This window comes from Pseudomonas sp. ATCC 13867 (assembly GCF_000349845.1).
Lineage (GTDB): Bacteria > Pseudomonadota > Gammaproteobacteria > Pseudomonadales > Pseudomonadaceae > Pseudomonas.
In genome coordinates, this window is the sequence record NC_020829.1 from 1,554,612 (window position 1) to 1,579,824 (window position 25,213).

General features: G+C 65.5%; 26 protein-coding genes. 9 read left to right on the forward strand and 17 right to left on the reverse strand.

What is annotated here, in order from left to right; translation table 11 throughout:
• Together H681_RS07095 and argF are read right to left on the reverse strand one after the other, a co-directional pair.
• Positions 1-1,086 carry an ABC transporter ATP-binding protein gene (locus H681_RS07095; RefSeq protein ID WP_015476166.1) on the reverse strand — a complete coding sequence of 362 codons (1,086 nt, stop codon included), beginning with the start codon at positions 1,084-1,086 and terminating at the stop codon, positions 1-3.
• Positions 1,087-1,235: 149 nt separating this feature from the next.
• Positions 1,236-2,153, reverse strand: a complete 918-nt coding sequence (gene argF, locus H681_RS07100; protein ID WP_015476167.1) for an ornithine carbamoyltransferase — start codon at positions 2,151-2,153, stop codon at positions 1,236-1,238.
• A 287-nt stretch (positions 2,154-2,440) separates the two neighbouring features.
• On the opposite strand from argF, the gene H681_RS07105 reads away from it, so the two are divergent.
• The 4 genes from H681_RS07105 (at position 2,441) to H681_RS07120 (ending at position 6,857) form a co-directional block, all read left to right on the forward strand.
• Positions 2,441-2,878, forward strand: coding sequence for a hypothetical protein (locus tag H681_RS07105; protein ID WP_015476168.1), 438 nt, complete (start codon positions 2,441-2,443; stop codon positions 2,876-2,878).
• A 202-nt stretch (positions 2,879-3,080) separates the two neighbouring features.
• Positions 3,081-5,174, forward strand: coding sequence for a molybdopterin oxidoreductase family protein (locus H681_RS07110; protein ID WP_015476169.1), 2,094 nt, complete (start codon positions 3,081-3,083; stop codon positions 5,172-5,174).
• Positions 5,175-5,306: 132 nt separating this feature from the next.
• Positions 5,307-5,633, forward strand: a complete 327-nt coding sequence (gene grxD, locus H681_RS07115; RefSeq protein ID WP_015476170.1) for a Grx4 family monothiol glutaredoxin — start codon at positions 5,307-5,309, stop codon at positions 5,631-5,633.
• 60 nt (positions 5,634-5,693) lie between these two features.
• Positions 5,694-6,857, forward strand: a complete 1,164-nt coding sequence (locus H681_RS07120) for an MFS transporter (RefSeq protein WP_041711798.1) — start codon at positions 5,694-5,696, stop codon at positions 6,855-6,857.
• Between the two features lie 49 nt (positions 6,858-6,906).
• On the opposite strand, the gene bfrB is transcribed toward H681_RS07120, so the two are convergent.
• Positions 6,907-7,383, reverse strand: coding sequence for a bacterioferritin BfrB (gene bfrB, locus H681_RS07125; protein WP_015476172.1), 477 nt, complete (start codon positions 7,381-7,383; stop codon positions 6,907-6,909).
• A 219-nt stretch (positions 7,384-7,602) separates the two neighbouring features.
• Positions 7,603-7,818: a bacterioferritin-associated ferredoxin gene (locus tag H681_RS07130; protein ID WP_015476173.1), complete on the reverse strand. Its 216-nt coding sequence runs from the start codon at positions 7,816-7,818 to the stop codon at positions 7,603-7,605.
• A gap of 277 nt (positions 7,819-8,095) precedes the next feature.
• Here H681_RS07130 and H681_RS07135 point away from each other — a divergent pair, with 277 nt between their 5' ends.
• Positions 8,096-8,698, forward strand: coding sequence for a peroxiredoxin (locus H681_RS07135; RefSeq protein ID WP_015476174.1), 603 nt, complete (start codon positions 8,096-8,098; stop codon positions 8,696-8,698).
• Between the two features lie 240 nt (positions 8,699-8,938).
• Here the strand turns inward: H681_RS07135 and rnt are convergent, their stop codons facing one another.
• Together rnt and pyrC are read right to left on the reverse strand one after the other, a co-directional pair.
• Entirely contained in the window at positions 8,939-9,619 is a 681-nt protein-coding gene (rnt, locus tag H681_RS07140) for a ribonuclease T (protein WP_015476175.1), read from the reverse strand.
• The gene (pyrC, locus tag H681_RS07145; RefSeq protein WP_015476176.1) at positions 9,616-10,662 is read right to left on the reverse strand and encodes a dihydroorotase; all 1,047 of its coding nucleotides are present in this window, start codon (positions 10,660-10,662) and stop codon (positions 9,616-9,618) included. Before pyrC ends, rnt begins: the two co-directional genes overlap by 4 nt.
• A gap of 139 nt (positions 10,663-10,801) precedes the next feature.
• Here pyrC and H681_RS07150 point away from each other — a divergent pair, with 139 nt between their 5' ends.
• From H681_RS07150 to ppnN, 4 genes are all read left to right on the forward strand, one after another.
• Complete coding sequence (locus H681_RS07150) at positions 10,802-11,761, forward strand: MotY family protein (RefSeq protein ID WP_041711800.1); 960 nt, start codon at positions 10,802-10,804, stop codon at positions 11,759-11,761.
• Positions 11,762-11,894: 133 nt separating this feature from the next.
• Positions 11,895-13,112 carry an argininosuccinate synthase gene (locus H681_RS07155; protein WP_015476178.1) on the forward strand — a complete coding sequence of 406 codons (1,218 nt, stop codon included), beginning with the start codon at positions 11,895-11,897 and terminating at the stop codon, positions 13,110-13,112.
• 156 nt (positions 13,113-13,268) lie between these two features.
• Positions 13,269-13,661, forward strand: coding sequence for a lactoylglutathione lyase (gene gloA / locus H681_RS07160; RefSeq protein ID WP_015476179.1), 393 nt, complete (start codon positions 13,269-13,271; stop codon positions 13,659-13,661).
• A 298-nt stretch (positions 13,662-13,959) separates the two neighbouring features.
• The gene (gene ppnN / locus H681_RS07165; protein ID WP_041712481.1) at positions 13,960-15,351 is read left to right on the forward strand and encodes a nucleotide 5'-monophosphate nucleosidase PpnN; all 1,392 of its coding nucleotides are present in this window, start codon (positions 13,960-13,962) and stop codon (positions 15,349-15,351) included.
• Between the two features lie 153 nt (positions 15,352-15,504).
• On the opposite strand, the gene H681_RS07170 is transcribed toward ppnN, so the two are convergent.
• The 11 genes from H681_RS07170 to metG all read right to left on the reverse strand — a co-directional run bounded on the left by H681_RS07170 (position 15,505) and on the right by metG (position 25,027).
• Positions 15,505-15,687: a PA3496 family putative envelope integrity protein gene (locus tag H681_RS07170; protein WP_015476181.1), complete on the reverse strand. Its 183-nt coding sequence runs from the start codon at positions 15,685-15,687 to the stop codon at positions 15,505-15,507.
• Between the two features lie 107 nt (positions 15,688-15,794).
• Positions 15,795-16,433 (reverse strand): endonuclease III, encoded by a 639-nt coding sequence (gene nth / locus H681_RS07175; protein ID WP_015476182.1) that lies wholly within the window; start codon positions 16,431-16,433, stop codon positions 15,795-15,797.
• A complete protein-coding gene (locus H681_RS07180) occupies positions 16,430-17,146 on the reverse strand; it encodes an electron transport complex subunit E (RefSeq protein WP_015476183.1) in 717 nt (238 codons plus the stop codon). The genes nth and H681_RS07180 overlap by 4 nt, the downstream gene beginning before the upstream one ends.
• Positions 17,139-17,792, reverse strand: a complete 654-nt coding sequence (rsxG, locus tag H681_RS07185) for an electron transport complex subunit RsxG (protein ID WP_015476184.1) — start codon at positions 17,790-17,792, stop codon at positions 17,139-17,141. Before rsxG ends, H681_RS07180 begins: the two co-directional genes overlap by 8 nt.
• Before the next feature lies 1 nt (position 17,793).
• Positions 17,794-18,831 (reverse strand): RnfABCDGE type electron transport complex subunit D, encoded by a 1,038-nt coding sequence (locus H681_RS07190; RefSeq protein ID WP_015476185.1) that lies wholly within the window; start codon positions 18,829-18,831, stop codon positions 17,794-17,796.
• Complete coding sequence (gene rsxC / locus H681_RS07195) at positions 18,831-21,140, reverse strand: electron transport complex subunit RsxC (protein WP_015476186.1); 2,310 nt, start codon at positions 21,138-21,140, stop codon at positions 18,831-18,833. Before rsxC ends, H681_RS07190 begins: the two co-directional genes overlap by 1 nt.
• Positions 21,137-21,703, reverse strand: a complete 567-nt coding sequence (gene rsxB, locus H681_RS07200) for an electron transport complex subunit RsxB (RefSeq protein WP_015476187.1) — start codon at positions 21,701-21,703, stop codon at positions 21,137-21,139. The genes rsxC and rsxB overlap by 4 nt, the downstream gene beginning before the upstream one ends.
• Positions 21,700-22,284, reverse strand: coding sequence for an electron transport complex subunit RsxA (gene rsxA / locus H681_RS07205; protein ID WP_015476188.1), 585 nt, complete (start codon positions 22,282-22,284; stop codon positions 21,700-21,702). Before rsxA ends, rsxB begins: the two co-directional genes overlap by 4 nt.
• A gap of 29 nt (positions 22,285-22,313) precedes the next feature.
• Positions 22,314-22,625 carry a CcdB family protein gene (locus H681_RS07210; RefSeq protein ID WP_015476189.1) on the reverse strand — a complete coding sequence of 104 codons (312 nt, stop codon included), beginning with the start codon at positions 22,623-22,625 and terminating at the stop codon, positions 22,314-22,316.
• Positions 22,625-22,870 (reverse strand): type II toxin-antitoxin system CcdA family antitoxin, encoded by a 246-nt coding sequence (locus H681_RS07215; RefSeq protein ID WP_015476190.1) that lies wholly within the window; start codon positions 22,868-22,870, stop codon positions 22,625-22,627. Before H681_RS07215 ends, H681_RS07210 begins: the two co-directional genes overlap by 1 nt.
• Positions 22,871-22,990: 120 nt before the next feature.
• Positions 22,991-25,027, reverse strand: coding sequence for a methionine--tRNA ligase (gene metG, locus H681_RS07220; protein ID WP_015476191.1), 2,037 nt, complete (start codon positions 25,025-25,027; stop codon positions 22,991-22,993).
• Positions 25,028-25,213: the final 186 nt, after the last annotated feature.

Here is a 25,213-nt window from a genome sequence, read left to right on the forward strand (position 1 = left end):
TCAGCGCTGGTGGCCGAGGGCCTGGTGCGCTTCCACGCTGCCCTGGGCGGGGAACAGCACCAGGTGCTCGGCGGCGACGCTGATGCCCACTTCATCGCCGGGCTGGTGATCGGCGTGGCTGGGGAAGATCGACTCCAGCAGGGTGCCCGTGGGCAACTGCAGGCGGTAGAGGGTCGCCGCGCCCAGGAATGACTTGCCGACGATCCGCGCCTTCAGCGTGCCATCGGTCGCGGGGACCAGGTCGTCCGGGCGCAGCAGCACGTCCACCGCGCAGCCGTCGGGCAGGTTGTAGGCGCGGTTGCCGCGCAGCACGCCCAGTTCGGTCTGCACCGCATCGGCTCCGTGCATCTGGCCGCGAATGAAATAGCCCTGGCCGACGAAGCTGGCGACGAAGGGCGTCTGCGGCTCGTGGTAGAGATTGAACGGGGTGTCCCACTGCTCCAGCACGCCGTGGCGGAACACACCGACGTGGTCGCTGACGGCGAAGGCCTCTTCCTGGTCGTGGGTGACCAGGATCGCGCTGGTGCCGCGCGCCTTGAGGATGTCGCGTACCTCGTGGCTGAGCTGGCGGCGCAACTCCACGTCGAGGTTGGAGAAGGGTTCGTCGAGCAGCAGCAGTTGTGGCTGCGGGGCCAGCGCGCGGGCCAGGGCCACGCGTTGCTGCTGGCCGCCGGAGAGTTCGTGCGGGTAACGCTGGCCGAGGCGGTCGAGCTTCACCAACTGCAGCAGTTCGGTGACGATGCGCTCGCGCTCGGGATGCTTGCGGATGCCGAAGGCGATGTTGTCCGCCACCGACAGGTGCGGGAACAGCGCGTAGTCCTGGAACACCATGCCGATCCGGCGCTTCTCCGGCGACAGGGTGAAGCCGGGGCGGGAAATCACTTCGCCGGCCAGTTCGATGCGCCCGCTCTGCACCGGCTCGAAACCGGCGATGGCGCGCAGGGTGGTGGTCTTGCCGCAGCCCGAGGGGCCGAGCAGGCAGCCGATGTCGCCGGCGTTCAGGTGCAGGCTGACGCCTTGCACCACACGCTGCTGTTCATAGCCACAGGAAAGATCGTCGAGGGTGAGCAGTAGCGTTTGGGTCATTGAACGTAGAGCCTGTTCAGAATCTCGCCGAGCGCAGTCCGGGCCAGGCGGAATCAGGTAAAAAAGCGCAGTTTACGCCTGCTGAATGAGCATTTTTTACCTGATTCCAACGCCGCCCGGGGCCGCGCAGGCAGATTATGGGCAGGCTCTCAGGCGTAGTGGGCGTGCTCGACCAGCAGTTCGAGCAGGGCCTTCTGGGCGTGGAGACGGTTTTCCGCCTGGTCCCAGGCCACTGAGCGCGCGTCGTCCAGCAGGTCTTCGCTGATCTCTTCGCCACGGTGGGCCGGCAGGCAGTGCATGAATAGTACATCCGCCGCCGCGCCGTCGAGCAGCGCACGTGTTACCTGATATGGCTGGAACAGGCGCAGGCGCGCGGCCGCTTCGTCTTCCTGGCCCATCGAGGCCCACACGTCGGTGCTCACCAGATGCGCGCCGGCCACCGCTTCGCGCGGCTCGCGCACGACCTTCACGCGCTCGCCGGCCAGTTCCAGCAGGTCGGCGTTGGGCTCGTAACCTTCCGGGCAGGCCACGCGCAGCTGGAAGTCGAAACGGATGGCCGCCTCGATGTAGCTGTTGCACATGTTGTTGCCGTCGCCGATCCAGGCCACGGTCTTGCCGGCGATGCTGCCGCGATGCTCATGGAAGGTCTGCATGTCGGCCAGCAACTGGCAGGGGTGCAGGTCGTCCGACAGGCCGTTGATCACCGGCACGCGGGAGTTCTCGGAGAACTCGATCAGGTTGCTGTGGGCGAAGGTGCGGATCATCACCGCATCGACCATCCGCGACATCACCCGCGCGGCGTCGGCGATCGGCTCGCCACGGCCCAGCTGGGTATCGCGCGGGGAGAGGAAGATGGCCTGGCCGCCGAGCTGGATCATGCCGGCTTCGAAGGAAATCCGCGTCCGCGTCGAGGCCTTCTCGAAGATCATGCCCAGCACGCGGTTCTTCAGCGGTTCGTAGAGCACGCCTCGGTCACGCAGGTCCTTCAGCTCGCTGCCGCGGCGGATCAGACCGAGGAGTTCGTCGGTCGTGTAATCCAGCATCGAGAGGAAGTGCCGTGCGCTCATGGTTCGTACCTACTACTTATTCTCAGAATCGGGCCGAGGTACCGACCGGCTTTCGTGAGAAAAAACGGGCTGAACCTGCGGCGGGACCGCATGGAGCGGAAAATGGGGGAAGGCGCGATCCTATAAGGAAATGACGGATCTACGCAAGTTTCGCACAGCGCAGGGCTCTGGGACGTTTCCGACGGCTTTAGAGGCGGTGGACTACATACGTGCTCCAGGGGCGATTGGTAGCTTTTCGCCGCCATCAGAAGGTGGTGTATCCGTTTCATCCCCTAAGGAGTTGTTTCATGAAGAAGTTCTGGATGTCCGCTGCCATCACCGCCGTGATTGCCACCGCCGGCGGCTGCACCACCTACAATATCAGCCAGCCGAGCGCTGCGCTGGACCAGGAAGTCAAGACTGGCCTGAAGGCCGATGTCGCCGTAGGTGAGACCATCAGCGGTCAATCCCAGGTCAACGTCCTGTTCGGTTTCCTGAAGTTCGGCGGCGACTCCCAGTTCGCCGACGGCGTGACCTACGGTGGCGAATCCGGCGGCCTGGGTCTGGGTGCCTTCGACCCGGTCTCCAGCGCCAAGGCGGCGGCGGCCTTCAAGGCAGTGAAGAGCTCCGGCTCCGACCTGATCGTGGCGCCGCGCTATGAAGTGAACGTCCAGGATTACTTCATCTTCAAGAAAGTCGACGTCAAGGTCACCGGCAACAAGGGCTCGATCAAGAGCATCCACTGAGCCGCCCTGCCGGCGGGATGATCCCGCCGGCGCATTGCGCGGGTGCCTCGGTGTCCGCGCGATCCTTCCATCCTCCCCCCTGATGCCCCCCGATTCACCCGACTGACGCTAGTGGCGTTCGTCGTATCCCCGCTCCATAGTGCTTGCTCGACAAGACGACCGGCCCCATGAGGCGCCGGCGACAACAATAACGAGGCGAGCCATGAGCAAGACCCTCCACCACCGTGCGTGCCATCTGTGCGAGGCCATCTGCGGCCTGACCATCGAGACCGAGGATGAGCGCATCCTCTCGATCAAGGGCGATCCGCAGGATAGTTTCAGCCGCGGGCATGTTTGCCCCAAGGCCGTCGCGCTGCAGGACATCCAGAATGACCCGGACCGCCTGCGCCAACCGATGCGCCGCGTCGGCGAGGAGTGGCAACCGATTGGCTGGGACGAGGCTTTCGAGCTGGTCGCCACGCGCCTGGCGGAGATCCGTTCACGCCACGGCAACGATGCCGTGGCCGTGTACCAGGGCAATCCCAGCGTGCACAACTACGGGCTGATGACCCACAGCAACTACTTCCTCGGCCAGTTGAAAACGCGCAACCGCTATTCGGCGACGTCGGTGGACCAGTTGCCGCACCACCTGGTGAGCCAGCAGATGTTCGGCCACGGCCTGCTGATCCCGATCCCGGACATCGACCATACCGATTTCATGCTGATCCTCGGTGGCAACCCACTGGCATCCAACGGCAGCATCATGACCGTACCGGATGTGGAGAAGCGTCTGAAAACGCTGAAGTCGCGGGGCGGCAAGCTGGTGGTCGTCGATCCGCGCCGTACCGAGACGGCGGCGCTGGCCGACCGGCACCTGTTCGTCCGCCCCGGCGAGGACGCGGCGCTGCTGCTGGGTATTCTCGATACGTTGTTCAGCGAAAACCTGCTCCGCCAGACACACCTGCCGGTAACCGGCCTGGACGCGGTGCGCGAGGCACTGAAACCGTTCAAGGTCGAGGCGCTGGCCGAACGCTGTGGCGTGCCGGCGCAGGACATTCGCCAGCTGGCGCGCGACTTCGCCGCCGCCGACAAGGCCGTCTGCTATGGGCGCATGGGTGTTTCGACGCAGGTGTTCGGCAGCCTCTGCCAGTGGCTGGTGCAACTGATCAACCTGCTCACCGGCAACCTCGACCGCGTGGGCGGCACGCTGTGCACCACGCCGGCGGTGGACCTGGTGGCGACTACCTCCGGTGGCGCCTTCAACCGCTGGCGGAGCCGCGTGTCCGGCTTGCCGGAGTACGGCGGCGAGCTGCCGGTGGCGGCGCTGGCGGAGGAAATGCTGAGCGAAGGGGAGGGGCAGGTCCGCGCGCTGGTGACGGTGGCGGGCAACCCGGTGTTGTCCACGCCCAATGGCCGGCGCCTGGAACAGGCACTGGACGGCCTGGAGTTCATGCTCAGCATCGATCTCTACATCAACGAGACGACGCGCTACGCCGACCTGATCCTGCCGCCCACCGCGCCGCTGGAGCACGATCACTACGACACCACCTTCAATGTCTTCGCGGTGCGCAACGTCACCCGCTTCAACGAGGCGGTGCTGTCCAGGCCGCAGGGCGCGCTGCACGACTGGGAGATCTTCGTCGGTCTGGCCAAGGCCTACGCCGCGCGCATGGGCGGTGAGCTGAAACCAACGATGGCGCCGGAGCAGATGATCGAAATGGGGCTGCGTTTCGGCCCCTATGGCGATGCGTCCGAACACAAGCTCAACCTGGCGCGGCTGCGCGAGTATCCCCACGGGCTGGACCTCGGGCCGCTGCGGCCCAACCTTGCTGCGCGCCTGAAGACTGCCAGCCGGAGTGTCGAGGCCGCCCCGGAAATCCTGCTGAACGACCTGCGACGCTTCGCCGATGCCCAGGCACCGGCGCTGGATCAACTGCTGCTGATTGGCCGTCGCCATGTGCGCAGCAACAATTCCTGGATGCACAACTATCGCCGCCTGGTGAAGGGCAAACCGCGCCACCAACTGCTCATGCACCCGCAGGACCTCGCGTCGCGCGGGCTGGTCGACGGCCAGAAAGTGCGAGTGCGCTCGCGGGTCGGCAGCATCGAGATCGAGGTGGCGGCCAGTGACGAGGTGATGGCCGGCGTGGTCAGCCTGCCCCACGGCTGGGGGCACGGGCGGCCGGGCGTGCAGTTGTCCATCGCCCGCGAACAGGGTGGGGTGAGCGCCAACGACCTGACCGACGAACGCCACCTGGATGCGCTCTCCGGCAACACGGCGCTCAATGGCGTGCCGGTGGAGGTCGAGGCGGCCTGACAAGCTGACGCACGTCACCTGCAAAGCCGAGCGTTGTACTCGGCTTTGCAGTACAATGCGCGGTACCGTGCCGGCCAAAGCCCACCGTGGGGATTGCCGGGTCAGTATCTGATAGTTCAGCCGAGGAAGTTCATGGATATCATCGATACCATCAAAGAGCAGATCGCCAACAACCCTGTCCTGCTGTACATGAAGGGTTCGCCGAACGCTCCCCAGTGCGGTTTCTCGTCCCGCGCCGCACAGGTGCTGATGGCTTGCGGCGAGAAGTTCGCCTACGTGGATATCCTGCAGAACCCGGAAATCCGCGCCAACCTGCCCAAGTACGCCAACTGGCCGACCTTCCCGCAACTGTGGGTCGGCGGTGAGCTGGTCGGCGGCAGCGACATCCTGGCCGAGATGTTCGAGAAGGGTGAGCTGCAACCGCTGATCAAGGAAGCCGTAGGCAAGGCCGACGCCTGAGTCTTTCCTGCTGCCGCACAAAGCCCCGCTTCGGCGGGGCTTTGTTTTTGGGAAAAACAAATGACTGAACAAACGCGGGCCAACGCCGCGCGCTGGGCGTGTGGATACTGTTTCGCGATGGGCGGGATGGTGCACGGGAGCGTGATGGGGCGGGTGCCGGCGCTCAAGGGCATGACCGGGGTGGACGAGCAGCAGCTCGGCCAGGCCCTGTTGGGCGCGGGCTTCGGCGCGCTGCTGGCGTTCGTCTTCGCCGGCTCCCTGGTGCGTCGCTACGGCAGCCGGGCGCTCACCGTCGTCTCCGGGTTGGCGCTGATGGCCTGCTTCCCCTTGCTGGGGCTGGCGCGGAACGTCTGGGAGCTGGCGGCAGGCTTCCTGGTGGTCGGTCTGACCTTCGCCTGCATGGACGTGGCGATGAACACCCAGGCCGTGGAAGTGGAGCGGCGCCTCGGTCGGCCCTGCATTTCCAGCCTGCACGGCATGTACAGCCTGGGCGGCCTGGTCGGCGCGGTGGGGGCGGCGGCCTTCGCGGACCTGGCGCCGATCCGGCATTTCACCCTGCTGGCGCTGATCGCCGTGGCGATCCTGCCGTTCTTCGCCCGTCACCTGTTCGAAGGGCGTCCGGAACCCGTGGAGGAAGAGGCGCCAGCCCAACGCGGCTGGCGCCTGCCGCCACCGGCGCTGATTGGCCTGGGTCTGCTGACTCTGTGCGCATTCGTCTCCGAAGGCGCGGTTGCCGACTGGGGTGCCTTGCTACTGCATCAGGTAATGGGCGCGTCCGAACGCCTGGCGGCCCTGGGCTTCGCGGCATTCTCCGCGACTATGGTGCTGGGACGGCTGTTCGGCGACCGCCTGCGGGTGCGTTTCGCCGACGAGGCGCTGGTGCGCAACCTGGCGCTGCTGGCGTGCACGGGCATGCTGCTGGCGTTGTTCAGCCCTTCGGTGGCGGGCGCAATCGCCGGCTTCGCCCTGGTGGGCGCGGGACTGTCGGTGGTGGTGCCGATCCTGATCGGCGCGGCGGGCAATCGACCGGGTGTCGAGCCTTCCAGCGGCGTGGCCGCGGTGGCGTCGTTCGGCTATGGGGGCTTGCTGATGGGGCCGCCGCTGATCGGCTTCCTCGCCGAGCACGTGGGGCTGCGTCTGTCGTTGCTGGTGGTGGTGGGGCTGTGTGCCGGGCTGGTGCTCAAGGCATCGCTGGTGCGCCGTCCGCCGAAGGCGAACGCTTGAGAAGGGAAGGGCACCGGCGTCCACAACCGCGCCGGTGCCTTTTTCCTGATCAGTCGTCTTCGTGCATGTGCGACTGCAGGTAGTTCTCCAGGCCGACCTTCTGGATCAGGCCCAGCTGGGTTTCCAGGTAGTCGATGTGTTCTTCCTCGGACTCGAGGATGTCCTTGAGCAGATCGCGGCTCACGTAGTCATGCACGTTTTCGCAGTGCACGATGGCGTCGCGCAGATCCTTGGCGGCCTTGAGTTCCAGGTTCAGGTCGCACTGCAGCATTTCCTGGGTGTTCTCGCCGACCAGCAGCTTGCCCAGGTCCTGCAGGTTGGGCAGGCCTTCGAGGAACAGGATGCGTTCGATGAGCTTGTCGGCGTGTTTCATCTCATCGATGGATTCGTGGTACTCGTGCGCGCCGAGGCGTTTCAGGCCCCAGTCGTTCCACATGCGCGAGTGCAGGAAGTATTGGTTGATGGCGATCAGCTCGTTGCCGAGGACCTTGTTCAAGTGCTGGATGACTTTCTTGTCGCCTTTCATGCCGGAGTCCTGCCGTGTGGAGTGGGAGAGTCTGAAAGTGTGGTCCTCTTATAACTGGCTGTCAAACATAAGTACTTGAAAACCTTATAAAAAGGAATATGAATGCGAATGTTTTCATTCCTCATCTCGGCAGTAAGATGCTGAATTTCAGGCATAAAAAAACCGGGCATGGCCCGGTTTTCTGGAGTCTTCAGCTGAACTGAGCGTAGATCGCCTCGATCAGCTTGCCGCATAGGCGAGGGAATAGTTCACCGACTGCGCGCTCTGCAGTTCGCCAAGGGTCTCGCGGACCACCTGCTTGGCGAGGCAGGCACACTTGCCGCACTGGGTACCGACGCCGGTGCTTTCACGCACTTCGCGGTAGTTGCAGCAACCTTCGTAGATCGCATCGCGGATATGGGTATCGGTGACACCTTGGCAGAGACAGACGTACATGGTTGCACTACTGGTCGCTATGGGGTTGTTGGAGGCGATACTAATCTTAATGAGAATGATTGTCAAAATTTGTGGGCGGGCTTTTCTTCCACCGGACAAATGGTCATTTCCGCCAAAGGGTTAGCGTTGCGGGGAGAAGGGCGTGCGCTGGGCGCACCGGAAAGCCGCGGTGTATCATGGCCGCCCCTCTGGAGTGGATAGCCGCGGATCCGGCCGCTTCATGCCGGGCAGGGCATCTTGCACTCCCTTACGTCCTCACCACCGAAGGAAACATGGAATGAGCGTACTCGTAGGTAAGAAAGCTCCCGACTTCAACGTAGCCGCCGTCCTCGGCAGCGGCGAGATCGTCGATAGCTTCGTGCTGTCCGAAGCCATCAAGGGCAAGTACGGCCTGGTGTTCTTCTATCCGCTGGACTTCACCTTCGTCTGCCCGTCCGAACTGATCGCCCTGGACCGCCGCATCCCTGATTTCAAGGCGCGTAACGTCGAAGTGATCGGCGTGTCCATCGACTCCCACTTCACCCATAACGCCTGGCGCAACACCCCGGTGGATAAGGGCGGCATCGGCCCGGTCCAGTACACCCTGGCCGCCGACATCACCCATGAAATCGCCAAGGCTTATGACGTCGAGTCCGCCGACGGTGTCGCGTTCCGTGGCGCCTTCCTGATCGACCAGAACGGCGTGGTGCGCTCGCAGATCGTCAACGACCTGCCGCTGGGCCGCAACATGGACGAACTGCTGCGTCTGGTCGATGCCCTGCAGTTCACCGAGGAGCATGGCGAAGTCTGCCCGGCCAACTGGAAGAAGGGCGACAAGGGCATGACCGCCTCGCCGGAAGGCGTCGCCGCCTACTTGGCAGAGAATGCCGGCAGGCTGTAAGGCTGGCTGTGCATGAAAGAGCCCCGCCTTGGCGGGGCTTTTTTGTGGGCGCGCGGTAAAGCTCTTCGTAGGAGCGAGCCTGCTCGCGAACCATCGCCCCGCGGACGTAAGCCCCGACGCTGACGTCTTGTTCGCGAGCAAGCTCGCTACAGAAAGCGCGTGCAGAGAGTGCGCAGGCCTTGTAGGAGAAAGAAAACGCCCCGCAGGTGCGAGGCGTTTACATGGAGACGGGAAGAACGATCAGTGATCGTCTTCCATCCAGCCGCCGAACTCTTTCCAGCGGTTGACGATGCCGCAGAACAGCTCGGCGGTCTTCTCGGTGTCGTAGCGCGCCGAGTGCGCCTCGCGGTTGTCGAACTCGATGCCGGCGGTCTGGCAGGCCTTGGCCAGGACGGTCTGGCCGTAGGCGAGGCCGGCGAGGGTGGCGGTGTCGAAGCTGGAGAACGGGTGGAACGGGTTGCGCTTCACGCCGCTGCGGTTCACCGCGGCGTTGAGGAAGCCCAGGTCGAAGCTGCTGTTGTGGCCGACCAGGATCGCCCGCTTGCAGCCGTTGGACTTCAGCGACTTGCGCACGCCGCGGAAGATCTCGGTCAGCGCCTGTTCTTCCGGCACGGCCATGCGCAGCGGGTGGTCCAGCTTGATGCCGGTGAACTCCAGCGCGGCCTGCTCGATGTTGGCGCCTTCGAAGGGCTCCACACGGAAGAAGTAGGTGTGCTCCGGGAACAGGTAGCCGCTCTCGTCCATGCCGATGGTGACGGCGGCGATTTCCAGCAGCGCGTCGGTGCCGGCGTTGAAGCCACCGGTCTCGACGTCCACCACCACCGGCAGGTAGCCACGGAAGCGGCGCGCCATCGGATGGCGCGGGCCGGGCGGGAAGGAACCGTCGAGTTCTTCTTCGAAGATTTCGTTCTCGTCACTCATGCCTCGGTCTCCAGCAGGCGCCAGCGCAGTTTCTCGCCGGCACGCAGCGGGACCACGTCGAAGTCGCCGAACGGCAGGGCCGCCGGGGCTTCCCACTCTTCACGCACCAGGGTGATGCGGTCGCTGTTGCGCGGCAGGCCGTAGAAGTCCGGGCCATGGAAGCTGGCGAAGGCTTCCAGCTTGTCCAGCGCGTTGCGTTGCTCGAAGGCCTCGGCGTACATCTCGATGGCGGCATAGGCGGTATAGCAGCCGGCGCAACCGCAGGCGGCTTCCTTGGCGTGGCGCGCGTGGGGCGCGGAGTCGGTGCCGAGGAAGAACTTCGGGCTGCCGCTCGTGGCCGCATCCAGCAGGGCTTCCTGGTGGGTGTTGCGCTTGAGGATCGGCAGGCAATAGAAGTGCGGGCGGATACCGCCGACCAGCATGTGGTTGCGGTTGTACAGCAGGTGGTGCGCGGTGATGGTGGCGCCGACGTTGGCCGGGGCGGCCTTGACGAAGGCGGCGGCATCGCCGGTGGTGATGTGCTCGAGGACCACCTTGAGGGTCGGGAAGCGCTCGACCACGCGGGTCAGGTGCTCGTCGATGAAGCGCTTCTCGCGGTCGAACACGTCGATCTCGGCGCGGGTCACCTCGCCATGCACCAGCAGCGGCAGGCCGACGTCGGCCATGGCTTCGAGCACGTGGAAGATGTTGTCGACGCTGGTCACGCCGGAATCGGAGTTGGTGGTGGCGCCGGCCGGGTACAGCTTGGCGGCGTGCACGTAGCCCGAGGCCTTGGCAGCGCGCACGTCGTCGGCGCTGGTGCGGTCGGTGAGGTAGAGCACCATCAGCGGCTCGAAGCGGCTGCCGGCCGGACGGGCGGCCAGGATGCGCTGGCGGTAGGCGTCGGCTTCGACGGCATTGCGTACCGGCGGAACCAGATTCGGCATGATGATGGCGCGGCCGAAGGTGCGGGCGGCGTCGCCGACGGTTTGCGCGAGCGCGGCGCCGTCGCGCAGGTGGATGTGCCAGTCGTCGGGGCGCAGGAGTGTCAGGCGGTCGGACATGCGGATTCCAGGAGGGCGGTTGCAGCGGAAAGATGTGGGGAAATGCTACCGGAAAAGGCTGTCGGCGGCACTCGCTATCAAGTTTCGCCGTGGCTGACCGATAGATTCGAAGAACCAATCCAGCTTGTGTGGAACCGCCGTGCGCCAGTCTCTTCTTTTCCTGCTTGTCCTTTGCGCGAGCCTGCCGGCCTGGGGGCTGACCTTTCAGACGCGCCTGGAAAGCGCCGAATGGACGGTGGCGGGCGACCAGTTCGAATGCCGGCTGTCGCAGAACGTGGCGGGCTTCGGCCTGGGCGAGTTCGTCTGGCGCGCCGGTGAGCAACCGACCTTCCGTCTCAAGCCCCAGCAGGACTGGCTCGGGCGCGGCGCGGCGACGCTGCTGGCGGCGGCCCCGCCGTGGCGGCCGGGGCAGGGCGAGGTAAACCTGGGCGCCGTGCAGGTCGGCGCTGGCGACGTGCCGTTCAACAGCACCCAGCAGCAGGCCGGGCGTCTGCTCGGCGGCCTGCTGGAAGGCCGTACGCCGGAGGTCCGGCACCGCACCCGTGATGGCGAGCGTTTGCTGGTGCGCCTGTTGCCGACGCGTTTTGCCGCCGGTTATGCGCAGTTCCAGGATTGTTCGGCGAAGATGCTGCCGGTGAATTTCGATCAGGTCCGACAGAGCCAGATCGGCTTCCCGGACGGCGGCACCGGGCTCGACGCGCTGGGCCGCGCCAAGCTGGACATCATCCTGCAATATATGAAGGCCGACCCGAGCGTGAACCGCATCGAGCTCGACGGTCATTCCGACAACAGCGGCAATCGCCTGGCCAACCGCGATACCTCGCGCCGCCGTGCCGTCGCGGTGATGGACTATCTCAAGGCCAATGGCGTGCCGGAGTCGCAGATCACCCTGCGTTTCTATGGCGAGCGCTATCCGCTGGTGAAGAACAATTCCGAAGCCAACCGGGCGCGCAATCGTCGGGTGACGGTGAACCTGTCTCGCGGACCTGCCGCCGAGGCAGAGCCGGCCGCTCCGGCTTCAGCGGCGCCCGCTGCGCCGGAAGCCTCGACAGCGGGCGCGGCCCCACCGGCGGCGGCCAGTCCCGCGCCCAGGAGCTGAAGCTGCGGCAGCGAGTCGCACTGACGATAGTATTTGTCGCTTTGTCGTCAAAAGCTGTCGCGCCTCTGTAAATAATCCTGAGCGGGCAGTAGAATCGGTCCCTTTCGTGACAACCCCCGTGGAGTTGAGTGGCATGGCGGACGTGAAGAAGGTAGTCCTGGCGTATTCCGGTGGCCTGGACACCTCGGTAATTCTGAAGTGGCTGCAGGATACCTATAACTGCGAAGTGGTGACCTTCACCGCCGACCTGGGTCAGGGCGAGGAGGTCGAGCCGGCCCGTGCCAAGGCCAAGGCGCTGGGTGTCAAAGAGATCTACATCGAGGACCTGCGAGAAGAGTTCGTCCGCGACTTCGTCTACCCGATGTTCCGTGCCAACACCATCTACGAAGGCGAGTACCTGCTGGGTACTTCCATCGCCCGTCCGCTGATCGCCAAGCGCCTGATCGAGATCGCCAACGAGACCGGCGCCGATGCCATCTCCCACGGCGCCACCGGCAAGGGCAACGACCAGGTGCGCTTCGAGCTGGGCGCCTATGCCCTCAAGCCGGGCGTGAAGGTGATCGCTCCCTGGCGCGAGTGGGACCTGCTGTCCCGCGAGAAGCTGATGGACTACGCCGAAACCCACAACATCCCGATCGAGCGCCACGGCAAGAAGAAGTCGCCGTACTCCATGGATGCCAACCTGCTGCACATCTCCTATGAAGGCGGCGTGCTGGAAGACACCTGGACCGAGCACGAAGAGGACATGTGGAAGTGGACCGTCTCCCCGGAGAAGGCCCCCGATACCCCGACCTACATCGAGCTGACCTACCGCAAGGGCGACATCGTCGCCATCGACGGCAAGGACATGACCCCGGCCCAGGTGCTGACCGAACTGAACCGTATCGGCGGCGCCAACGGCATCGGCCGTCTGGACATCGTCGAGAACCGCTACGTCGGCATGAAGTCCCGCGGCTGCTACGAGACCCCCGGCGGCACCATCATGCTCAAGGCGCACCGCGCCATCGAGTCGATCACCCTGGACCGCGAAGTCGCTCACCTGAAGGACGAGCTGATGCCGCGCTACGCCAAGCTGATCTACACCGGCTACTGGTGGAGCCCGGAGCGCGAGATGCTCCAGCAGATGATCGATGCGTCCCAGGAATACGTGAACGGCGTCGTGCGCCTGAAGCTGTACAAGGGCAACGTCATCGTGGTCGGCCGCAAGTCCGATGACTCGCTGTTCGATGCCAACATCGCGACCTTCGAGGAAGACGGCGGCGCCTACAACCAGGCCGATGCCGCTGGCTTCATCAAGCTCAACGCGCTGCGCATGCGCATCGCCGCGAACAAGGGCCGCAAGCTGTTCTGAGCGCCCCTTGGGTAGGAGCGAGCGTACTCGCGAAGCCTTTGCTTTTTGCGCGATTCGCGAGCAAGCTCGCTCCTACGAAAAGCACAACGAACCCCGGCCACGAGCCGGGGTTCGTGTTTATAAGCCCCCACCGGGGCGCCTGATGAGGAAGAATCGATGAGACTGCTGCACACCATGCTGCGCGTCGGCGACCTGGACAAATCCATCGCCTTCTACACCGAAATCCTGGGCATGACCCTGCTACGCCGCAAGGACTATCCGGACGGCCAGTTCACCCTGGCCTTCGTCGGCTACGGCAGTGAAGACGAGAACAGCGTCATCGAGCTGACCTACAACTGGGGCGTGGACCAGTACGAACTGGGCACCGGCTACGGTCACATCGCCCTGGAAGTGGCGGATGTCTACAAGGCCTGCGAGGACATCCGCTCCCGTGGCGGCAAGATCACCCGCGAGCCGGGCCCGATGAAACACGGCACCAGCATCCTGGCCTTCGTCGAGGATCCGGACGGCTACAAGATCGAGCTGCTTTCGCCGCAGCGCAAGGACTGATCCTTCGATCATTCCCCCCGCGCACTCTTCGAGAAACCCCGTCTCCCTGGCGGGGTTTTTCTTTCCCGGCTGTCATCAGAACGACACCGGAGCGGTCATACTCAACCCTGCGTCGGCGCGGGATGCGTCGATTGCGGAAGCAGTTTCCGCCATTCGCTTGTCAGAGACTCAGGAGCAGCGCGCGGGCCGGACAATCCCCGCCGCGCCGCACCTGGCAATGACGGCCGATGGGCGGCCGCACCGATTTTCCGGAGGCCCCGCGCCCAGGCGCCCGGCGTCCTAAGTCATGGAATACAGCATGTCCCCAAGACCGGTAAACAATGCCTCGGTTAGCCCCAAGGGCAGCCTCGAAACCCTCTCCCAGCGTGAAGTCCACCAGCTCAGCGAAGCGGGCTCGGGCAGTACCTACAAGCTCTTCCGCCAGTGTGCCCTGGCCATCCTCAACACCGGCACGCAGATCGACAACGCCAAGCACATCCTCGACGCCTACCGCGACTTCGAACTGGAAATCCACCAGCAGGACCGTGGCGTGCGCCTGGAACTGTTCAACGCGCCGGCCGACGCCTTCGTCGACGGCGAGATGATCGCCAGCACCCGCGAGATGCTGTTCAGCGCCCTGCGCGACATCGTCTACACGCAGAACGCACTGAACAGCCGGCGCTTCGGCCTGGACAGCTCGGCCGGCATCACCGACTACGTCTTCCACCTGCTGCGCAACGCCCGCGCCCTGCACGCTGGCGTGGAGCCGAAGATCGTCGTGTGCTGGGGCGGCCACTCCATCAGCACCAACGAGTACAAGTACACCAAGAAGGTCGGCCACGAACTGGGCTTGCGCAGCCTCGATGTCTGCACCGGCTGCGGCCCGGGCGTGATGAAGGGCCCGATGAAGGGCGCCACCATCGGTCATGCCAAGCAGCGCATCACCGATGGCCGCTACCTGGGCCTGAGCGAGCCGGGGATCATCGCCGCCGAGGCGCCGAACCCCATCGTCAACGAACTGGTGATCCTGCCGGATATCGAGAAGCGCCTGGAGGCCTTCGTCCGCGTCGGTCATGGCATCATCGTGTTCCCCGGCGGCGTCGGTACGGCGGAGGAGTTCCTCTACCTGCTGGGCATCCTCATGCACCCGGAAAACCAGGACATGCCATTCCCCCTGGTGCTCACCGGACCGCGCAGCGCGGCAGCCTACATCGAGCAACTGCACGCCTTCGTCGGCGCGACGCTGGGCGAAGCGGCGCAGCAGCGCTACCGCATCATCATCGACGATCCGGCGGAGGTGGCGCGGGAAATGAGCACCGGCCTCAAGCGGGTCAAGCAGTTCCGCCGCGAGCGCAACGATGCCTACCACTTCAACTGGCTGCTGAAGATCGACGAGGGCTTCCAGCGTCCGTTCGAGCCGACCCACGAGAACATGGCCGGCCTGGATCTGGGTCGCGATGTACCGCCTCACGAGCTGGCGGCGAACCTGCGTCGGGCGTTCTCCGGCATCGTCGCCGGCAACGTGAAGGAACATGGCATCCGCATGATCGAGGAGTACGGCCCGTATGAGATCAACGGCGATGCGGCGATCATGGAGCCGCTGGACGCACTGCTGCAGGCCTTCGTCGAGCAGCACCGCATGAAGCTGCCGGGCGGTGCGGCGTACGAGCCGTGCTACCGGGTGGTGCAGCGCGCCGGCGTCGAGGTTTGATCCTGTAGGAGCGAGGGGGACGCCATCGTTATTGCTCGCGAACCGCCCAGCACCGGAGTCGCCGGGAAGCAATGTTCGCGAGCAAGCTCGCTCCTACGCAAACAAAAAGCCCCGCCAGGATGCGGGGCTTTTTCATACGGTTCAGGAGCAGGCTTACAGGTCGAAGTCGTAGTCGGACAACTGACGCTGCAGGCGACGCTCTTCGAGGTAGTTGTCGATGATGCGGCGCTTGGTCAGGTTGGTCTTGGCGACCTCCGCCGAGGCTTCGACGCCATCATCGCTGTCGTCTGTGCTGACATCGTCCTCGAGTTCGAGGTCTTCTTTGTCGTTTGCCATTCGGTGCACTCCACAACACGGGGTGTGTTGGCGCCCCTTATATCGACAAAGAACCGGGTGGTAAAAAAGATTTTTTCAATGAGTCCTAAGGAATTTTCCGATATTTCTCAATCGTCGGACGTCTTGTACTTGTACTCGCACAGGTCCTCGATCCGGCAACTGCCGCACTGCGGCTTGCGCGCCTTGCAAACGTAGCGCCCGTGCAGGATCAGCCAGTGGTGGGCATCGAGCAGGTATTCCCTGGGGACGAATTTCAGCAATTTCTTCTCGACTTCCAGCACATTCTTGCCCGGGGCTATCCCGGTACGGTTGGCGACGCGGAAGATGTGGGTGTCCACGGCCATTGCCGGCTGTCGGAAGGCGGTGTTGAGCACCACGTTGGCGGTCTTGCGGCCGACGCCGGGCAGGGCTTCGAGGTCCTCGCGGTTGTCCGGTACCTGGCTGCCGTGCTTCTCGACGAGGATGCGGCACGTCTCGATGACGTTCCTGGCCTTGCTGTTGTACAGACCGATGGTCTTGATGTACTCCGACAGCCCGTCCACGCCCAGGGCATGGATGGCCTCCGGGGTGTTGGCCACCGGATAGAGCTTCGCCGTGGCCTTGTTCACCCCGACGTCGGTGGCCTGGGCGGAGAGGATCACCGCGATCAGCAGCTCGAAGGGCGTGCTGTAGGCCAGTTCGGTTTCGGGGTTGGGATTGTCTTCTTGCAGACGGCGGAAAATTTCCGCGCGCTTGGCGGCATTCATTCGATCACTCCGGTCACGCGGACGCGTTGGCGCTCGCTCGCGGGACCATCGCCCGCCTGCGCCTTGGCGCGTTCCGCCAGGCTCTCATCGATACGGTTTTTCAGGGCAATCAGCAGGCCCAGCACCAGGAAGGCGCCGGGCGGCAGGATGGCCAGCAGGAAGCCCTGGCCATGCGGGAACATCTGGATTTTCCAGGTCGCCGCCGCCGGGCCGAACAGCAGCTCCATGCCGGCCAGCAGGGTGCCATGTCCGAGCAGTTCGCGCAGCGTACCCACTACCAGCAGCACCAGGGCGAACCCGCTGCCCATCATCAGGCCGTCGAAGGTCGAACGCAGCACGCCGTGGCGCGAGGCAAAGGCTTCGGCGCGGCCGAGGATCACGCAGTTGGTGGTGATCAGCGGGATGAAGATGCCGAGGATCTGGTACAGCTCGTAGGTCCAGGCCTGCATCAGCAGTTCGATGCAGGTGGTCAGCGCGGCGATGATCAGGACGAAGGCGGGCAGGCGCACGGCCTCGGTCACCGCTCCACGGATCAGCGCCACCGCCGCGTTGGAGCAAGCCAGCACGAAGAGGGTCGCCAGGCCCAGCCCGAGGGCGTTGACCACGGAGTTGCTGGTGCCCAGCAGCGGGCACAGGCCGAGCAGTTGCACCAGCCCCGGATTGTTCTTCCACAGCCCCTGCAGGGCCAGTTCGCGGTAGCCGGGGTTACTCATGGCTGTCTCCCGTGGCCGCTTGCGCGGCGGGCGCGAGCAGTTCGGCCTTGTGCGCATCGAAGTACTGCAGCGCCTTGTGCGTAGCCTTCACCACGGCGCGCGGGGTGACGGTGGCACCGGCGAACTGGTCGAACTGGCCGCCGTCCTTCTTCACCTTCCAGCCGGCCTCCGCCGGGTCGGTCAGCGAGCGGCCGTCGAAGCCGTGCAGCCAGTCGCTCTTGCCCAGCTCGATCTTGTCGCCCAGCCCCGGGGTTTCCTTGTGCGCGGCGACGCGCACGCCGAGCAGCCGGCCTTCGGCGGTGACGCCCACCAGCAGTTGGATGGAGCCGCTGTAGCCGTCCGGCGCTATGGCCTGGAGGATCACTGCCGTGGCCTGGCCCTGGCGGCGGGCGACGAAGGCAGGGGCCGGCGCGTTGCGGCCGAGCAGCTTGGGATCGAAGGCGTCGACCTGGCTGTCCAGCGGATGGTTGTCATAGCTGCCCGCCGGCAACAGTTCCAGCAGGGCGCGGCCGCGCGCTTCGCGCTGGGCATCGTCGATGCGCTGCGCGGTGAGCTGGTGGACCAGCGCCACCCCGCCCACCGTGACCACGGCGAACAGGCCGAGCACCAGGGCGTTCTTCAGCATCGAGCGAGGGGCGCCGGGCATGTCAGTCCCCCACCTTGAAGCCACGCTCGGGCTTCTTGTGCCCGTAGGTGCGTGGACGGCTGTAGTAGTCGATGGTCGGCGCGGCGAGGTTCATCAGCAGCACGGCGAAGGCCACGCCGTCCGGGTAGCCGCCCCAGGCACGGATCACATAGGTGAGCACGCCGACGCCGATGCCGAACACCAGGCGTCCACGATTGCTGGTGGCGCCGGAGACGGGATCGGTGACGATGAAGAAGGCGCCGAGCATGGTCGCGCCGCTGAACAGGTGCAGCAGCGGCGAGCCGTGGGAGTCGGAGCCGGAGCCGTTCCAGAACAGCAGGCTCGTGACGAACAGTGCGCCGAGCATGCCCACCGGCGCGTGCCAGGTGAACAGCTTGCGCCAGAGCAGGAACAGCCCACCGGCGAGGAACGCCAGGTTGACCAGTTCCATGCCGCGCCCGCCGATATGGCCGAAGGCGCTGGATTGTGCCAGCAGTTCGTCCATCGTCAGGCTGTTGTTGTTGCGCAGCACGTCCAGCGCGGTGGCGCCGACCCAGGCGTCCGGCGCCTGGCCGGCGACGCCGAGGATCTGCCGCAGCCCTTCGCCGAGACCCAGCGCGCTGTCCGGCGCCGGCCATTGGCTCATCTGCAGCGGGAAGGACACCAGCACCACCACGTAGCCGATCATCGCCGGATTGAACGGGTTCTGCCCCAATCCGCCATACAGGTGCTTGCCGAACACCAGGGCGAAGACCGTGGCGATCAGGCTCAGCCACCACGGCGCGTAAGGCGGCAGGGCGAGGGCCAGCAGCACGGCGGTGACCAGCGCGCTGCCGTCCTTGAGGAAGAAAACCAGCGGGCGATTGCGCAGCCTGAGCATCGCCGCCTCGGTGGCCAGCGCGATCAGGCTGCACCAGAGCAGGTTGAACAGCGTGCCGACGCCGTACAGGCCGATCAGCACCAGGGCGCCCGGCGCACAGGCGGCCAGCAAGGTCAGCATGACCTTCTGCGTGCGGTTGCTGCCGGTGGCGTGGGGCGAGGCGGTGCGCGGCAGTTTCATCAAGGCGTCTCGCCGCTGGCGTCGGCCACGGCGCGTTCGGCCGCTTGCAGGCGGGCACGGGCGGTATCCAGGGCTGCGTTGCCGGCGCCTTCGCGTTCGAGTTTCTTCAGGTCGGCGCGGGCGTAGGCCAGTTCGGTCCTGGCGGCCCGGAGGGTGGCGCTCATCGGGTGCTTGTCGGTGCGCACCAGGTCCGGCGGCGCCTTGCCACTGGCGTCCTCGGCGGCGTGCAGGGCGGCTTCCGCGGCGGCCAGAGCCTGGCGGACCGCGCCCAGTTCTTCTTCGGAAGCGCCGTCGCGTTCGGCCTGGCGCAGGGCGTCGCGCTGGGCGATGTACACGAGCTTGGCCTGGCGCAGGGCTAGGATTCCGTCGACGGCTTGGGTGGCTTTCGGTTCGGTCGGCATGGCGGTCCCCTGCAATTCGTTGAGTTGGCGTTCGATGCGCTCGACGTCCTCGCGCAGTGACGCGAGGGTGGCGCGCTGTTCGTCCGTGGGCGATTCGCCGAAGGCCTTCTCGGATTTCTTCACCTGGGCGCGGGCCATTGCGGCGTCGATCCTGGCTTTCTTCAGCGTGGCTTCGTTGTCGAGCGGAGCTGGCGCGGTATGGCTCTCCGCCTCGGCTGCCGCCAACGCGGCCTTGACCTGCCCGGCGGCCTCACGCAATTCGACGACCTGGGCGCGCAGTTGTTCGGTGTCGTGGCTGGCGAGCTGTTTCTCGGCCTTCTTCAACGCGACCTGGGCCATGCTCGCCTCGATCTTCAGCCGCTTGAGCCGGTCCGGCGCGTTGCCCACGGCCTTCTCGGCCTTCACCCGCTCGATCACCGATTGCGCTGCCGGCACCGTCGCCTCCACCTTGGCTTCGCTTTCCTGCGCCCGCGCGACGCGTTCCTGGCGGGCCAGGCGGTCGACGGTGCGTTGTTCTTCCTCGCGGCGCAGACGGTCCTGGCGCTGTTCGAAGCGCAGGCGCGATTGTTCGGCCTTCAACTGGCGCTGCTGCAACTCGCGGATATCGGCCTTGGCCGCGCGGTAGTACTGCACCAGCGGGATGCTCGACGGGCAGACGTAGGCGCAGGCGCCGCACTCGATACAGTCGAACAGGTTGTGCGCCTGCAACTGCTCGTGCTGCGCGCCGAGGGCGAAGTAGTGCAGCTGTTGCGGCAGCAGGCTGGCAGGGCAGACCTGGGCGCAGTCGCCGCAACGGATGCAGGGCATGGCCGGTGGCGCCGGCGGCAGTTCCGTCGCGCTGGCGGCCAGCAGACAGTTGCTGGTCTTGATCAGCGGCACGTCCAGCGAGGGCAGGCTGATGCCCATCAGCGGCCCGCCGAGGATCAGACGGTCCAGCTTCGAACGGTCGAGGCCGGCGAAATCCAGCAGTTCGCCCACTGGCGTGCCGAGCAGCGCTTCGACGTTGCACGGGCGCTCCAGCGCCGCGCCGGTCAGGGTGGCGATGCGCGAGATCAGCGGCCGTCCGCGCAGCACGGCATCGGCCACGGCTACGGTGGTGCCGACGTTCACGCAGAGCATGCCGATGTCCGCCGGCAGCCCGCCGGAGGGCACTTCGCGGCCGCTGAGAACCTGGATCAACTGACGCTCGCCGCCCGAGGGGTATTTGGTCGGAATCGCCCGCAGCGTGACGTTCCGTTCGCCGATGGCGGCTTGCACGGCGGCCAGTGCCTCGGGCTTGTTGTCCTCGATGCCGATCAGCACCTGCTCCGGCTGCAGGATGTGCACGAGGATGTCGATGCCTTGCACCAGCTCCGCCGCGCGCTCGCGCATCAGCAGGTCGTCGGCGCTGATGTAGGGTTCGCACTCGGCGCCGTTGATGACCAGGGTGTGCAGGTCGTCCTGCGGGCGCGTGGCCAGTTTGGCGGCGGTGGGGAAGCCGGCACCACCCAGCCCGGCGATGCCGGCGTGGCGGATGCGCTCCAGCAGTTCGACCGCGGAGAGAGACGCATACTCGGGGCAGGGCGCGAGCTCAGCCCATTCATCCTGGCCGTCGCTGTCGATGACGATGGCCGGCGCCGTCAGCCCGGAGGCGTGCGGGTAAGGCTGTTCGCCCAGCGCGACCACGGTGCCGGAGGTCGGAGCGTGCAGCGCGGCGCTGATGGCGCTGCCCGGCTCGGCGATCATCTGCCCCTTGAGCACGCGCTGGCCGACCTCGACGCAGGGCAGCGCGGGCGCTCCAATGTGCTGTTGCAGCGGCAGGACCAGCAGGCGCGGCAGTGGCGGCCGCTGGATCGGCGTTGCGGTGGATTGCCGCTTGTTCTCCGGCGGATGGATGCCGCCGGGGAAGCTCCAGACCTGCGCATTCATGCCGCCTGCTCCCGGTCGCTGGCGATCAGCCGGGTATCCGGCAATGGCCATTTCCAGTCCGTGATGCTCACCGGCAGATCGCGCATCTCGATGCAGTCCACCGGGCAGGGCTCCAGGCACAGGTCGCAGCCGGTGCATTCGTCGACGATCACCGTGTGCATCAGCCTGGCCGCGCCGACGATGGCGTCCACCGGGCAGGCGCGGATGCACTTGGTGCAGCCGATGCATTCGGCCTCGCGGATGTAGGCCACGCGCGGCGGGGTTTCCTCGGCGGCGTCCAGCGGCTGCGGCTCGACGTCCAGCAGGTCGGCGAGGGCGGCGATGGTGGCCGCGCCGCCGGGCGGGCACTTGTTGATCGCGTCGCCCTCGGCGATGGCCTGGGCGTAGGGTTTGCAGCCGGCGTAGCCGCACTGGCCGCACTGGGTCTGCGGCAGCAGGGCGTTGATCTGTTCGGCCACGGGGTCGCCTTCCACCTTCAGGCGTACCGCCGCATAGCCCAGCAGCGCGCCGCTGGCGAGGCAGAGCAGGGCGAGGATGGCGACAGCGAGCAGCACCGTGCTCATGGCTTGAGCAACCCGGTGAAGCCCATGAAGGCCAGCGACATCAGGCCGGCAGTGATCATGCCGATGGCCGCGCCCTGGAACGGCTTGGGCACGTCGGCGATGGCGATGCGCTCGCGCATGGCGGCGAACAGCACCAGTACCAGGGAAAAGCCCAGCCCGGCGCCGAAGCCCTGCAGGGTGGATTGCAGGAAACCGTACTCCGGCTTGTTGGCATTGAGCAGCGCCACGCCCAGGACGATGCAGTTGGTGGTGATCAGCGGCAGGAAGATGCCCAGCACGCGGTACAACAGCGGACTGCTCTTCTTCACCAGCAGCTCGGTGAACTGCACCACCACGGCGATTACCAGGATGAAGCCGATGGTGCGCAGGAACTCCAGGTCCAGCGGCTGCAGCACGTAGCGTTGCAGGATGTAGCTGCACACCGAGGCGAGGGTGAGGACGAAGGTGGTGGCCAGGGACAGGCCGAGGGCGGTCTCGATCTTGCGCGACACGCCCATGAACGGGCACAGACCGAGGAACTGCACCAGCACGAAGTTGTTGACCAGGATGGCGCTGACCAGGATGAGGGCGAGTTCGGTCATTGCAGGGGGTTATCCATCCGGATGGCCGTTCAGATGCCAGTGATCAGTAGATCGATAGCCGCGATTATTTCGCCGCGCAAGTGCGCCAGGCTGCCGACCGGCTCGCCCAGATCGCGGCTGGAGATGCCCGCCATCTGTGGCGTCAGCAGCAGGTAGTCGATTTCGTCGAAGGTCACCTTCGGCGTCAGGCGGCTGATGCCCTGCAGCGACTGGCTGCGGCTCAGCGGAATGACCATGCGCGTCTTCAGCGAATCCAGCAGTTCGCTCTGCACGTCCAGCAGCAGCGGAATGTCTTCCTGCGAGCGCGGATTGCGATTCCGATAGAGATTGAACTGCGCCATCAGAAGCTCCGCAGTCCCTCGCTGAACACACCGTTCTCCTCGACATGGCGATTGTACGAGTCGATGGCCTCGCGGTTCTGCTCCAGCCATTGGCGGGCGAGGCGCTGTTTGACCTCTTCGGCCAGCGCCTCTTCCAGCACGGCGGACAGGTTGACGTCCAGCTCCCGGGCCTTCTTCAGCAGGTCGCTGTTGAGGCTGAGGTTGGTCGGCTTCTTCGGGGCCTGGAGATCGTAGGGAGCATGCATGGCGATGGTCCGTGGTGATATGCGCATAATTTATGCGCATGGCTGGCGCAAGACAATCCGCGTGGCCTGAAAACAGCGAAGCCCAACATCGGTTGGGCTTCGCGGGCGGCAGGCTACCGGTCAGTTGACGCGCTGGCCGGGCTTGGCGCCGCTGTCCGGGCTCAGCAGGTAGATTTCCGAACCGCCGGGGCCGGCGGCCAGGACCATGCCTTCGGAGACGCCGAACTTCATCTTGCGCGGCGCCAGGTTGGCCACGTAGAGGGTCAGGCGGCCTTCGAGCTTGCTCGGCTCCGGGTAGGCGCTCTTGATGCCGGAGAACACGTTGCGCTTCTCGTCGCCGATATCCAGGGTCAGGCGCAGCAGCTTGTCGGCGCCCTCGACGAACTCACACTTCTCGATCAGCGCGATGCGCAGGTCGACGGCGGCGAAGGCGTCGAAGTTGATTTCGGCGGCGATGGGGTTCTTCACCAGTTCGCCATTGCCGACGGGTTGGGCGGCGGAGGCTGCGAGGTCTTCCTTGGAGGCTTCGATCATGGCTTCGATTTTCGCGGGTTCGATTCGGGTCATCAGCGGGTTGAACGGGTTCAGCTGGTGGTTGGCCAGCAGCTGCTCGTGGTCGCTCCACTTCAGCGGGGCGACGTTGAGGAAGGCTTCGGCGGCTTCGGCCAGCTTCGGCAGCACCGGCTTGAGGAAGATCACCAGCTGGCGGAACAGGTTGACGCCCAGGGCGCAGATGGCCTGGACTTCGTCCTGCTTGCCTTCCTGCTTGTTCAGGGCCCACGGCGCCTTGTCGGCGATCCAGGCGTTGGCCTGGTCGGCCAGGGCCATGATTTCGCGCATGGCGCGGCCGAAGTCGCGGGCTTCGTAGGCGGCGGCGATGCTCGGCGCAGCGCTGCGGAAGGCTTCCACCAGTTCCGGCGCCGGATTGGCGCCCACCAGCAGGCCGGCGTTGCCCTTGTGGATGAAGCCGGCGCAACGGCTGGCGATGTTGACCACCTTGCCGACCAGGTCGGAGTTGACCTTCTGCACGAAGTCCTCGAGGTTCAGGTCGAGGTCGTCGACGCCGCGGCCCAGCTTGGAGGCGTAGTAGTAGCGCAGGTATTCCGGGTCCAGGTGGTCCAGGTAGGTGCGCGCCTTGACGAAGGTGCCGCGCGACTTGGACATCTTCTGGCCGTTGACGGTCAGGTAGCCGTGCACGTTCAGCGCGGTCGGCTTGCGGTAGCCGGCGCCTTCGAGCATGGCCGGCCAGAACAGCGCATGGAAGTTGACGATGTCCTTGCCGATGAAGTGGTACAGCTCGGCCTTGGAATCCTTGTTCCAGTAGGCATCGAAGTTCAGCTCCGGACGGCGTGCGCAGAGGTTCTGGAAGCTGGCCATGTAGCCGATCGGCGCGTCCAGCCAGACGTAGAAGTACTTGCCCGGCGCATCCGGGATCTCGAAGCCGAAGTAGGGCGCATCGCGGGAGATGTCCCATTCCTGCAGGCCGGAATCCAGCCACTCGGCGATCTTGTTCGCCACCGACTCCTGCAGGGCGCCGCTGCGGGTCCACTGCTTGAGCATGGCGTCGAAGTCGGGGAGCTTGAAGAAGTAGTGCAGCGACTCCTTGAGCACCGGCGTGGCGCCGGAGATCGCCGATTTCGGGTCCTTCAGCTCGGTGGGCGAGTAGGTCGCGCCGCAGGCTTCGCAGTTGTCGCCGTACTGGTCGGCGGTGCCGCACTTCGGGCAGGTGCCCTTGATGAAGCGGTCGGCCAGGAACATCTGCTTTTCCGGGTCGAAGTACTGGGTCACCGGGCGGGTGGCGATGTGGCCGGCTTCGCGCAGCTTGACGTAGATGGAGGACGACAGCTCGCGGTTCTCGTCCGAGTGGGTCGAGTAGTAGTTGTCGAAGTTCACCTGGAAGTCGGCGAAATCGGCCATGTGTTCGGCGCGCACGGCGTCGATCAGTTGCTCGGAGGTGATGCCTTCGCGCTCTGCGCGCAGCATGATGGCCGAACCGTGGGCATCGTCCGCGCACACGTACACCGCCTGGTTGCCACGCATCTTCTGGAAACGCACCCAGATGTCGGTCTGGATGTACTCCAGCATGTGACCCAGGTGGATCGAACCGTTGGCGTAGGGCAGGGCGCTGGTGACGAGGATCTTGCGGGCTTCGGACATGATGATCGGCCGTGACGGAAAAACGAGGGAAGTCGGCAACTATATAGGGGCGTGGCGAATTTTTCACCCGTGGGCCGCTTGGCTGTAGGGCGGAGCCCATCCGCGACCATTGGGCGCATGGGCTGTTCGCGAGCAAGCTCGCCCCCGCAGGGGACTGGCTTTGCGTAGGAGCGAGCTTGCTCGCGA